The organism is Prevotella pallens ATCC 700821 (assembly GCF_000220255.1).
Lineage (GTDB): Bacteria > Bacteroidota > Bacteroidia > Bacteroidales > Bacteroidaceae > Prevotella > Prevotella pallens.
Genome location: NZ_GL982513.1, coordinates 760,501 through 773,640, shown reverse-complemented (window position 1 = coordinate 773,640; position 13,140 = coordinate 760,501). Strand labels below are relative to the sequence as shown.

General features: G+C 34.3%; 8 protein-coding genes. 6 read left to right on the top strand and 2 right to left on the bottom strand.

Annotation, left to right across the window (positions count from 1 at the left end; translation table 11 throughout):
* Positions 1-249 precede the first annotated feature (249 nt).
* Positions 250-696: a hypothetical protein gene (locus tag HMPREF9144_RS02885; RefSeq protein WP_006044356.1), complete on the top strand. Its 447-nt coding sequence runs from the start codon at positions 250-252 to the stop codon at positions 694-696.
* A gap of 156 nt (positions 697-852) precedes the next feature.
* Here the strand turns inward: HMPREF9144_RS02885 and HMPREF9144_RS02880 are convergent, their stop codons facing one another.
* The gene (locus HMPREF9144_RS02880) at positions 853-1,734 is read right to left on the bottom strand and encodes a hypothetical protein (RefSeq protein ID WP_006044355.1); all 882 of its coding nucleotides are present in this window, start codon (positions 1,732-1,734) and stop codon (positions 853-855) included.
* A gap of 236 nt (positions 1,735-1,970) precedes the next feature.
* The gene (locus tag HMPREF9144_RS02875) at positions 1,971-4,619 is read right to left on the bottom strand and encodes a hybrid sensor histidine kinase/response regulator transcription factor (RefSeq protein WP_174262602.1); all 2,649 of its coding nucleotides are present in this window, start codon (positions 4,617-4,619) and stop codon (positions 1,971-1,973) included.
* 348 nt (positions 4,620-4,967) lie between these two features.
* Here HMPREF9144_RS02875 and HMPREF9144_RS02870 point away from each other — a divergent pair, with 348 nt between their 5' ends.
* The 5 genes from HMPREF9144_RS02870 to HMPREF9144_RS02850 all read left to right on the top strand — a co-directional run bounded on the left by HMPREF9144_RS02870 (position 4,968) and on the right by HMPREF9144_RS02850 (position 12,997).
* Positions 4,968-7,277 (top strand): TonB-dependent receptor, encoded by a 2,310-nt coding sequence (locus tag HMPREF9144_RS02870; protein WP_006044353.1) that lies wholly within the window; start codon positions 4,968-4,970, stop codon positions 7,275-7,277.
* Positions 7,278-7,306: 29 nt separating this feature from the next.
* The gene (locus HMPREF9144_RS02865; protein WP_006044352.1) at positions 7,307-9,205 is read left to right on the top strand and encodes a glycoside hydrolase family 32 protein; all 1,899 of its coding nucleotides are present in this window, start codon (positions 7,307-7,309) and stop codon (positions 9,203-9,205) included.
* An 18-nt stretch (positions 9,206-9,223) separates the two neighbouring features.
* Entirely contained in the window at positions 9,224-10,378 is a 1,155-nt protein-coding gene (locus HMPREF9144_RS02860; RefSeq protein ID WP_006044351.1) for an MFS transporter, read from the top strand.
* Between the two features lie 11 nt (positions 10,379-10,389).
* The gene (locus tag HMPREF9144_RS02855) at positions 10,390-11,274 is read left to right on the top strand and encodes a carbohydrate kinase family protein (protein ID WP_006044350.1); all 885 of its coding nucleotides are present in this window, start codon (positions 10,390-10,392) and stop codon (positions 11,272-11,274) included.
* Between the two features lie 502 nt (positions 11,275-11,776).
* The gene (locus HMPREF9144_RS02850) at positions 11,777-12,997 is read left to right on the top strand and encodes a BaiN/RdsA family NAD(P)/FAD-dependent oxidoreductase (RefSeq protein WP_006044349.1); all 1,221 of its coding nucleotides are present in this window, start codon (positions 11,777-11,779) and stop codon (positions 12,995-12,997) included.
* Positions 12,998-13,140 lie beyond the last annotated feature (143 nt).

The following is a 13,140-nucleotide window of genomic DNA, read 5'->3' as shown; positions in this document are numbered from 1 at the left end:
TACAAAGGTACGCATTTCTTTCTAAAGAACAAAATTAAACTGTAATAAATACAATAAACTTTTGCAGTTATACTATTTTATTGCAGTCCGGAGTATTATTATTACATTATTCAAGACAAAAACTTTATAAAAGCTAATATTACGCAAGTTTTTTTTAACTAAAAAAACATTATCCATCTTTGCATATTTTTGTTTTCTCTATACCTTTGCATTATAGAAGTCAAATTATTAAAAATTTAAGTTTACACAATGAAACAAATTAGTTTTCTCATCACGGCACTATTTCTAAGCATATTTGCAGCCGCTTGTCATTCTGACGAACCTGTTGGAGCATGGGAACCTATGAAATGGCAACACGAAAGTATTACATTAAAAACAAAGGAAAAGAAAACTTTCACTGTTCCAAAAGAAGGTCGTACTTTCCAATTCAAATGTAAAAATTATAATGTTCTTTGGTTTTCCGATGTTACCGAAAAAATAAACAACACTACAGTTAGATACGATATAAGTTCGGTTAATGCAAACTTACCTAAAAACGATGACAAACATATATATGGAAATTTTTCGGCTTCAAGCATCAAAGACAATATTTTAACTGTAACAATTAATCCAAACAATTCGGGGGTAAAACGCTACATTGATGTTGCGGTTACAGCTGGTGATGTTTTCGATAATATATACTTTGAACAAGAATAAACAAAACTTTCTGTATACAAAAAAATTGACGTTATACTCTCTTTAAATATAACGTCAATTTTTTTTACAACATATTTTCCTACGTATATTTTAAAAGCTATCTATTGCAGACCTCTAAATTACAAACAGACATCTTTTAAAAACATAATTTCTTAACTAATCTTCTACGCTCAGAAAACAATAAATTAGAGAATGAACTAATAACATTGTATGCTGATTATATGCTGCTTCGTAAGAAGAAGAGAGTAAAGTAGCTACATTTTTACGTGCAGAAAGCCAATTATTCATTGCTATTTTAATTTCAGATACAGGATAAGAATTTGTTAATCTATATGCTTCTTTTTTTGCTTTAGCTATTGACATAAAACTATACTCTTTTCTCAACTGTGAAGCTTTAACAACTGGGCGAAGACTTCGCATATTTGCATAAAATTGTGTCAGCAACAATCCTTTATCATCATTCACGTTTTCTTGCTTTATACCTTTAAAAGTATTTACATCTTCTTGCAAACAAGCAAAACGAGCATAACTTATACCTTGCCGTGTACTTGCATTCAGCACTTGAAAAATAGTTCCACCACTCAAAACATTGTTTATTTCGAATACCACGCTATTAAAGTTATAGAGTAATTTTTCTAATTGGTTCCACATTTCTATTTCAGCGCACACAGCATTACGAAAAAGTTTAGCTTTTTTAGCTCCCACAACATTCACGTTTGCGCTTAATGTTTGAAGCTGCTTTGTTAAGAAATCTATTTTTCTATCGCTAATTGTTTTTCTTTCTCCATACCAATTCACCATTCCAGCAGTAGAACAGTCTTCGCAAGAACCTGTATCGGCATAGCAAACACCATATTTACCACTATCTATCTGAACTGATAAATTTAATTTTCCTTCAAAAAAACTATCGATTGCTTTTGTTTTTACACTCACCTGCACTCTTTTCTTTTTCTGAGGCTTAGTTTTATACACTTCCGACGTAGCAAAACTACTAAAAGATATTACTAACGAGAGTAAAACCAATAGAAACTTTTTCATAACACACTATTTTTATATTTACTTTACATTGCAAAAATACATAATTATTGCACCATAACAACATTGACTATGCAAAAAAAAACAAACAACAACAATAGTAGCCAAAGTGTGTAATTGTACCAAAGAAAAATATAATAAGAAATACAGAGATTTATAATTAGAAAATAAAAATCTTTAATTACAAAATTTAAAAAATTAATAATATTTTTCCGAGGAACAATAACAGCCTGAAAATCTTAATGTTTTTTATTGGGAGTTCGTCCAAAAAATTCCCTATAACATTTTGTGAAATACGATGGAGAAGAGAAACCAACTTCGTATGCTATCTCTGAAATAGATTTATCTGTAGTTTCCAATAATCTATCTGCACGTTTCAAGCGTGCTTCACGAATAATATCGTTGGGAGAAATACCAGTCATCGTTTTTATTTTTCTATACAATTGTGCCCTACTAATGCCCATTTCTTTACTTATAGTTTCTACGCTCAATTCAGAATTTCCAAGATTATTTTGAATTATGGCACGAAATTTTTCCACAAATTTATCTTCAATACTCTGCATTACCTCTTCGTGTACCTCTTCGCGAGCATCGTTTCCAAAGGCAATTTTCATTAATTTTCTATTCTCTATAAGATTTTTTATACGTGCCTTTAACACCATTCCACTAAAAGGTTTGGTTAAATAAGCATCAACACCATACATATAGCCCTCAACTCTATATTCGTCTAATGTTTTTGCAGTAAGTAAAATTATAGGAATATGCGATGTAATTCCATCGTTTTTCAATCGTTTGCAACATTCTAAGCCGTCCATTCCAGGCATCATAACATCGCATACTACAATATCTGGTACTTCTCTAATGGCTTTTTTCAGTCCTTCTTCGCCATTAGAAGCAACAATCACGTCATATTCACTGTTCAACAGCACAGTTGCATAGGCACAAATATCTGCATTATCGTCTATCACGAGCACACGAGGCTTATCTATTTGCTGAATAGAAGTAATTCTCGATTTTTTATTTTCGTTCGAAATATCAGTTACTATTGAATTGTCTATCGGTTCTTCGTTCATAGCATTAGGTTTTATTGCTAACGGAACATTATTGTTAGCTACACGTATAGGCAGAGTTACTATAAATTTACTTCCTTTACCATATACGCTTTCCACTTTTACGGTACCACCTTGCAATTCGGTAAACGATTTTACTATAGCTAATCCTATACCCGTGCCTTCTTTATTACTATTTTGCACCTGATAGAACCTATCGAATATATGTTTTATATCTTCCTTTGGAATGCCTTTTCCCGTATCTTCCACGCAAATTTGCACCATTCCATCGAAGTTTTCGGCTTTTACAGTAATATTTCCACCTTCGTCTGTATATTTCAAAGCATTGCTTAAAAGATTATAACAAATATGTTCCACTTTATATAGGTCTGCATACATAAAAATAGAGTTGGGCAAAACAAGATGTATCTGTTTTTTTTGTTTTCTCACGATAGAATCGAACGTATTTGTCCATTGTTTTAGATAGTCGGTAAGTTCAAATTCGCTCAACTCCAACTTCATTTTTTTATTTTGTATTTTACGGAAATCTAGAATTTCGGTTATCAAGCGCATTAAAATAGATATATTCTTCTCCACCATTTGCAACATATTTCGTTGCAATTTAGTTAAGTTCTCTCCATTAGCAATTTGTTCAATGGGTTCTGCAATAAGTGTTAGCGGAGTTCGCAATTCGTGGCTAATATTAGTAAAGAACTGTAGTTTTGCATTTGTAGCATCTTCTTCTAACTTTCTACGAGCAATAGTAGTTCTATAAATATAAACAATAAACCCAATAAGCAATATAATTATTACCCCACACAACAACATATACATTTTTTGGTGATTGTATTGCGCAAGATAAATATCAATTTTACTATTCAAATTAGAAAGTCTATTTCGTTGCTTTATAATTTCTTCGTTTTGCAATAGCAACACCTTCGCATTATTTTTTGTAACCAGAGCGCCTTTCAGGTAATTATCTCGATGAAATGGGCGTTTTTCTAAAATATCTACAGCCAATTGCATCACCATATCGCCACGAGTAGGATAAATATACGATGCTAACAAGCTGCCTTTATCTACACTTTCTATACCTCCGTCCTTTCCAGGCAGCGCATCTATTCCAACAAATTGTACACCTTTAATGCCAGCTTCTGTTAAAGCACGTTGTGCTCCGCGTGCCATACGGTCGTTTTGCGCCCACACTATATTGCAATTTTCAGTTTTAGCAAGCATTTTCTTCATACATTTATATCCAGAAAGCTCAGTCCAATCGCCCGAAATAGTATCTGTTAGCTGAATATTAGGATATTTATTTAGCGCATGAACAAAACCATTATGACGGTCTATGGCTGGAGAAGAATGGTTTAGCCCTTTTATTTCTAAAACAGAACCTTTACCGTGTAGAGTTCTTGCAACAAATTCGCCAATATCTTTCCCCACTTCAATATTGTCAGCCCCTATAAAAGCCGTATATTTCTGCGAGTCTGTTTTACGGTCGAACAAAACTATAGGTATACCTTTGTCAAAAGCTTTATCAATAATAGGAGTTATGGAATGAATTTGGTTAGGAGAGATAATAAGCAAATCTACACCACGATTTATAAAATCCTCAATTTGCTTTACTTGTAGTTTGTCGTTATCCTTTGCCGATGCAAACAACAAATCTACATTTTTATAATCGTAAGTTCCAATTAATAATTCATCGTTAAGTTTGGTGCGCCATATATCTTCAGAACACTGCGATACACCTATAACATATCGCTTTGTGGTTTTATTGCACGACTGAAACAATAATAAAACCATAAAATAGCAAAAGAAGTAACTCCATTTACACATTCCCCTACCTGTTACTTTAGTTTTCGTTGTTAATTTATACCCCCTTGTATTCCCAGTTGTATATATGTATGCAAAGATACTATTTTTTATGAATTAACGAGAAAATATAATAAAGAAAACACAATATACACCAAACTTACCAACATTTGAGTTTCAATGTATTAGCAAAATATCTTTACATCGGGTTTAGAATTATAAAAAACATATTTCGAAAAGATAAATATTTGTTGCATTAAGACAAAATTAATAGTTTACGCAACATTTTTTATATCTGTTTTTAGAATAAACCATTTACTTTGCAAACAGTTTTCAGTAAATAGACAACAATTTTAAGATCTATATAAGATAATGACTACCAACACATCAACTAAACTAAGAACTGTAACTACAGTTCTTGCTATGGTATGTTTCTTTACAGGAGCTTTTGCCCAAGTAAAAGAGAAACAAAACGAGAGTAAACCGAATGAAGAAGGCGATAGAAATGTAATGCTTAATGCAGCAAGTGCAAACGGTCCACGCGAAATACAGATAGGACTTCCTATGTCGGACGTAAATGTTTTAGAAAATGGTTTGCCCATTACCTATGCAACCAACCCACATAGTGTAAATTCTATTTGGCGTTCTGATGCAAGTTTAGGGTATGTTGGACTTCTAAAAATTTCGGAAACAGCTTTAACAACTGGTAATATAGGATATGCAGTAAATTCTTTCACTAAACTTGGAGAAGAAGGATTTCATGGAACTCTAAATTATAAGACCAACCATTTTGGTTTGCAAGAGTTTTCGCTGAATGCTAATGGCGGTTTCGGAAACAATTGGTTCTATAGCACAAGTATTTATCAAGATTTCGATCCAGGTACATTTAAAATTAAATCGAGCCAACTACAAGATCGCACACAAATTTATAAAGCTTCTATAACTAAACGTTATAACCACAACCGTGGTGAATTTACAGCAATGTACCATTATTCTAATTCGCACCCAGTATATAATTATGCAACACAATCGGCTCCTTTTATATACGTTGGCGATGGCAGTGTAAAAGAATATGGAAAATTTAAACTTGGCACAACTTCGTATTTACCAACCGACGGTAATATTGTTTATCGCGATATGAATACGGGAGAACTGAAACAAACTACGATGTATGATGCCACAGTAAACCGTTCGAGCGAATTTTCTTTAATAAATAAATACAATTGGGATAATGGATATAGCTGGAAAATAGCAGCACGATACGACCACGCACGTGGAGCTTTAGTTTATCAAAGTCCTATGTCGCTTATAAATATAAAAGACAATCCAACAGCATACAATTATGTAATGCCAACTATAACTGGAGGAACAACACCTTATACAGGCGATTACGTCCAAACGCGAATGTCAAGTTTAAATTCAGGATTCATTAACGAATTTCTTTTAACATCAGAATTACAGAAAAAGTTTACTACTTCAACCTTACGTTTAGGTATAAACGAGTGGTATTACCACATCGATTACCGTTCAAACACATCTATGTACGACCAAAGTGTGTCGTCAGATGGGAGCTTTCCTGTCAGACTTTACGACACAAATAAGCACTCAACCTACTTCTACGATTTTAATAAGAATGCTTCAGAATTCTATCGTGGACACGAAAACAAATTAGCTTTATACATGATTCACGATTGGGACGTAACGCCAAAACTTAATCTTTACTATGGTTTCAGATTAGAAAGCCAGAAACTTAAAGGTGTTAATGCAGCTGTTAAAAATGCCACTGGTGGCTATGTTGGCAGATTTGCAGATTACTATATTGGTGCAATTGCTCCCGATGGAACAAAAATTACACCAAATCCAATAGATTACAATTGGTTTAATTATGATGTTTCGGCTGCTGCAACCTATAAAATTAATAATAACTTTGGACTTACTGGCGACTTTACTTATATTGTTCAACATCTTCGTTTTGAATCGTTCGCTCCAGCAACATTACCAAATACAGGAAAAGTAGTGGTGCCTTTAGGAAGAGCAGGTGTATATTACAACAATTCATGGCTAACATTAACTTCGCTGTTCTCTTATATTTCAAAGACAAACAACAATTCTACACTAAATTTGCAACATAGTGGCGAAATTATGGCAACACCATTAACATACGATATAAAAACTTGGGGGTGGACAACCGACCTTATTGCACACCCATTGAAAGGATTGGATATACATTTCCTTTTCACCTATCAGAAACCAACTTACAAGAAGTATGAAACTTCTATTACTTTCTCTGATGGATATGTAGGAAAGATTAATGCTACAGGAAATATTGTTGCCGAAATTCCAAAAATACTTATCGAGTTCGACCCAAGCTATATGCTTACAAAAGATTTAAAATTGTGGGCAAGCTTCCGTTATTTTAGTAAGACGTATGCAAACATTAACGATGCTTACCATTTTAATGGTCATTGGGAAACATTTGGAGGTGTAAACTGGCTAGTAAATAAGAAGTTGTCTTTAGGTTGTACTGTTGTAAACTTCTTAAATCAAACAGGAGCAAAAGGAAGTATAGCTGGTGCAGAACTTATAACAAAGGCTGATGCAAAAAACATTTCTAATGTATTAATGACAGGAAGCTATCTACGCCCATTTACAGTAGAATTTTCAGCATCGCTTAATTTCTAAGAATAAAACACATACATAAAAACTGAATTATGAAGTGTATTAATAAATTATTAACGTGTGCTGTTATATCTTTAGCAGCCACATCGGCAAAAGCACAAACCATACAAATGTCTCAAAAAGGAGACACAACTATATTAAATATAATCAATCCAACAAAATATTTGCTATTACCTATAGAAGAATCGAAAGACGAGGCAAAAGTTCTTCTCGATACATCAAGTCCTGCCGATACTTGGATGGATATACGTTTAGCACAAGATAAAATAGATTATTATGTTCCATTCGAATTAGGTAATGGCTCAAGAGCTACTGTAAAAATTCTCAATCTTAAACACGATGCTATCTGTTATAAACCAGGTATTTTAAAATTATCAAATGAATGGAGTACCGTTAATACCGATTTTTATCGTCCATCTTACCACCACACACCATCGTTTGGGTGGATGAATGATCCAAATGGAATGTTTTATATGGACGGAGTATACCATCTTTGCTATCAATATAATCCCTACGGTTCTAAATGGGGTAATATGCATTGGGGACATGCAACGAGTAAAGATTTGATTCATTGGAAAGAAGAGAAGTCATCTATTGCTCGCGATACTCTCGGACATATATTTTCTGGAAGTGCTGTCATAGATAAAAATAACACTGCAGGTTATGGAAAAAATGCTATTATAGCCCTTTATACGTCTGCAAGCGATAAAAATGGACAGATAGAATGTATGGCTTATAGCACCGATAAGGGTTATACCTACACAAAATACGATAAGAATCCTGTTTTAAGACCATTCGATGGACTAAAAGATTTCCGTGATCCGAAAGTTTTTTGGTATGAGCCTGCACAGAAATGGTATATGATTATATCTGCCGATAAGGAAATGCGTTTCTACAAATCGGCAAATTTAAAGAAATGGGACTATGTAAGTGCCTTTGGAAAAGGATATGGAATGCAACCTAACCAGTTTGAATGTCCCGACTTTGTTCAGCTTCCAGTTGATGGCAATAAGAATAAAATGAAATATGTTATGTTAGTAAACATCAATCCAGGTTGCTTATTTGGTGGTTCTGCTACAGAATATTTTGTTGGTGATTTCGATGGAAAGAATTTCAAATGCGATACTCCTCCAAACGAATATAACTTTCTTGATTATGGTAAAGACAACTATGCCACTGTTTGTTTCTCTGGAGTAGAAAATCGTGTTCTTTCTATAGCTTGGATGAGTAATTGGCAATATGCTAATGTTACACCTATAAAACAATATCGTGGAGCAAACACTCTTCCACGAGAACTAAAGTTATATACAGGTACAGATGGTAAGCTTTATGTTTCTAATAATATAGCTCCTGAAGTTAAAGCTCTACGAAAAAATACCACAACTCTACCCGATATGAATGTAAAAACTCTTGCCGATAAGAAGAATATCATAAAGAGTAAAGATAATGCTTTCGAGCTTGAAATGGATATAACTCCAAATATTACAGGTATAACGGGTATTGAATTGTATAATGCAAAAGGCGAAAATGTAAAAATATACTTTGACACGAAAGAAAGAAAACTCGTTATGGACCGTACCGAAAGTGGACTTATAGAATTTGGAAAACTCTCTGTACCACACGACATAGAGAAGAATTATTCCGATGTTCATCAAGGTGCTGGAAATACACCATTTCGTGTTTTTAATTCTGTAAATTACAAAAACGATTTCGCACTCGGAACTTGGGCTCCCTTAAGTTTGTGTAAAGGGAAAACATATCATGTAGATATTTTCGTTGATAAATGCTCGGTTGAAATCTTTGTTGATGGTGGGCGCATTGCAATGACAAACCTCGTATTTCCAACAACACCATACACTTCTATTAAGTTTTATAATAAAGGAACTTCGGCAAGCTTCCATAATATAAAAATTAGTGAGCTTTCATTGTAATAAAAATACCATTCTATTATGACGAATTCAAAAACGTTAAAGCTCATTCCCATTATGTTCTGCTTCTTTGCGATGGGTTTCGTAGACTTAGTGGGTACTGCTTCTAACTATGTTAAGGCAGATTTACATCTTTCTGATATGAGTGCAAACATATTTCCATCGCTTGTTTTCTTTTGGTTCTTATTCTTTTCTGTGCCAACAGGAATGTTAATGAATAAAATCGGACGTAAGAAAACCGTATTGTTAAGCCTCATCATCACAGTCATATCGTTGCTTTTGCCTATTTTTGGAGAATCGTACGAACTTATGCTAATATCGTTTTCGTTGCTTGGAATAGGTAATGCACTTATGCAAACATCTATTAATCCGTTAGTAATGACAGTATTGCAAGGTGGAAATTTGGCAGCAACTTTTACTTTCGGACAGTTCATTAAGGCTATAGCTTCATTCCTCGCACCTTATATTGCAGCTTGGGGAGCAATGGCAAGTATTCCTTCTTTCGGACTTGGATGGCGCATTCTTTTTCCCATTTATATGATAATAGGAATATTAGCTTCATTTCTTTTAGTATCTACACCCATAGAAGAAAAAAAGACAGAAGGCAAAGCCAGTAGCCTTTTGCAATGCATTCAGCTATTAACTAAACCTGTTATATTGTTTAGTTTCTTTGGTATTATGTGCCATGTGGGAATAGATGTTGGTACTAATGCCACTGCACCAAAAATATTAATGGAGCGTTTGGGTGTACCTCTTAACGAAGCAGTCTTTGCAACTTCGCTATATTTCATTTTCCGTACCATTGGTTGTCTTACGGGTTCATTCTTTCTTCGCACAATAAAAATGAAACATTTCTTTATTATTTCCGTTATCCTTATGGCATTAAGTATGTGTGGATTGTATATAGGAACTAGTAAAGCTATTCTCTATATAGCTATTGCATTGGTAGGATACGGTAATAGTAATATCTTTTCAATGGTTTTAGCACGTGCTTTGGAAAGTGAACCTAAAAAACAGAACGAAGTTAGTGGACTTATGATAATGGGACTTTTTGGTGGCACTATCTTTCCACTTATAATGGGAGTTGCTAGCGATAGTTTTGGACAAGCTGGAGCTGTAATTGTTATGGCAGTGGGTGTCATTTATCTTTTTACGTATATTTCTGAAATAAAATAAACATAATAATTATGAAACAATATATTGTTGGTTTGGGAGAAGCTCTTTGGGACTGTCTCCCAGAAGGTAGAAAAGTTGGTGGAGCACCTGCTAATTTTGGTTTTCATGTAGGTCAATTCGGACACGATTCTATTGCTATTAGTGCCGTGGGAAACGATAAACTTGGTGTAGAAACGTTGGCTGAATTCGACAAAAAACACATAAACTACTTAATGCCTGTGGTAGATTATCCTACAGGAACAGTACAAGTAACACTCGACGAAGCTGGTGTACCTACCTACGAAATAAAAGAAGGCGTAGCTTGGGACAATATACCGTTCACACCGGAAATAGAAGAAATAGCTAAAAACTGCCGTGCAGTTTGCTTCGGTTCACTTGCACAACGTAGTAGTGTCAGCCGAAATACCATTCAAAAGTTTCTCAATGCGACTCCAAAAGATTGTTTAAAGATTTTCGATATAAATCTCCGACAGAACTTTTACAACGAAGATATTATACGAAATTCGCTTAAACAATGCAACATTCTAAAGATAAACGATGAGGAATTGGTTACCATTGGACGTATATTTGGCTATCCCGGCTTAGATATGGAAAACAAATGCTGGTTGCTTATTGGTAAATACAATCTCGATATGTTGATACTTACATGTGGTATAAATGGTTCTTATGTGTTTGCACCTAACACTGAATCGTATCAAAAGACTCCTATCGTAGATATTGCTGATACTGTTGGAGCCGGAGATTCATTCACAGGAACTTTTGTTTCGGCTATTCTTAACGGAAAAAGTATAACAGAAGCACACAATTTGGCTGTTGAGGCTAGCGCATTCGTTTGCACTCAGAACGGTGCAATGCCTATTATGCCTAAAGAATTGTTAGAAAAAGCAAGATTATAAAAGAGAGTTTTTTCATACTAAAGGGCACAATTTGTTGGTACCACAATACAAAACAACAAATTTGTGCCTTTCTTTTTTTGACCTATATACCTCTTTTTTCTACTTCGTCATAGTCTTATCATAACATTTAATCAGCCAAAAAGTATCTTCCTAATACTTTTTATATGGAACTAACATTAATGTTTGACATAGCTGTTGTGTATTTTGATCATCTAATTATTTAATTTTCTAACAACGTGTAGCGGACTACATCAAGTTATAAAAACAAGTAATATGCCTATAAGCAGCCAATTTGATTAACAATATAATGAGTTCACGAGACATTATTTTGCCATATCAGCAGATATAAGTTTGTGTTTTGTCAAACATATTGATTATTCATCTCCCCCCCTATCTATCGTTTCTTGCCCTATCGTTTGTACACTTCAATCATTTATCGTAACTTTGTTCCATATTATTAATATAAGGAATAAAATGTATTAATATTAAGCTCTGAAAGGATATGCTAAACATTGCAATTATAGGAGGAGGGGCTGCAGGTTTTTTTGCTGCTATTTCGGCAAAAACAAAAATGCCCAATTCCAATGTTATAGTGTTTGAAAAGACAAATCGTATACTAGCTAAGGTTGGTATTTCGGGGGGTGGACGCTGTAATCTAACTAACTCGTTTGCCGATATAAGCGATTTAAAACAAGCTTATCCGCGTGGCAACAAACTGATAAAACGACTTTTTAAAAGATTCGATTATAACGATACGTTTCAATGGTTCGAGGCTCATGGAGTTCAATTAGTAACACAACCAGACAATTGTGTGTTCCCTTTTTCGCAAAATTCACAAACCATTATCGATTGTTTAACACATACAGCACAACAACTTGGTGTTGATGTTTGTTTGCAACATACACTTACAAACATTACTAAACAAACAGAAGGAAAAATAGAAGTACACTTTAAAGATAAGCCTTATCGTACATTCGACAGAGTTATTATAACCACAGGAGGGTCGCTACGTACTGCAAACTTACAATATTTAGAGAATTTAGGGCACAAAATAGAAGCGACTATACCAGCACTATTTACGTTTAATATAGCCGAAAAGGCGTTCAAAAACCTTATGGGAACAGTAATAGAACACGTTTTATTATCTATTCCTGCTACTAAATTTCATAGCAATGGGGCTTTGCTTATTACACATTGGGGTATGAGTGGACCTGCTACACTAAAGTTATCGTCGTATGCTGCACGATATTTAGCAGAGAACAACAATAAAACACCAGTATCTGTGAACTGGGTGAACGAAACAAATGCGCAATCTGTTGCACAAAACATTACTGCCATTGCTACTGAAAATGCTAAAAAGCAAATAGTAAACACACGTCCATATAACCTTCCTACTCGCCTTTGGGAATATTTACTGCAACGCGCTAATATAGAAAAGGAGAAACGCTGGATAGACATTGGAAAGAAAGCAATGCACAAACTTATTGAGACTCTTACGAACGATGTACACCAAATAGAAGGTAAGGGTAGCTTTCGCGATGAGTTTGTAACATGCGGTGGAATTAGTTTGAAGAGCATAAATCCTAATACACTGGAAAGCAAAGTGTGCAAAGGAGTTTTCTTTGCAGGCGAAGTGCTCGATGTAGATGCCATTACTGGAGGATTTAACCTACAAGCTGCATGGACCACTGGTTATGTTGCAGGACAAGAAGTATGTGTTTAAGATACATCAACAGAATGTAAACAAAACCTAAATAAAATATATTTAGCGAATCAAATGTTAATTCCCGAATAACAAGACAGAAGTCTCTAAAAAACAAGAAACTGCCTACTTCACACTATCTAATTTGGTTTCGCACCGCAAAA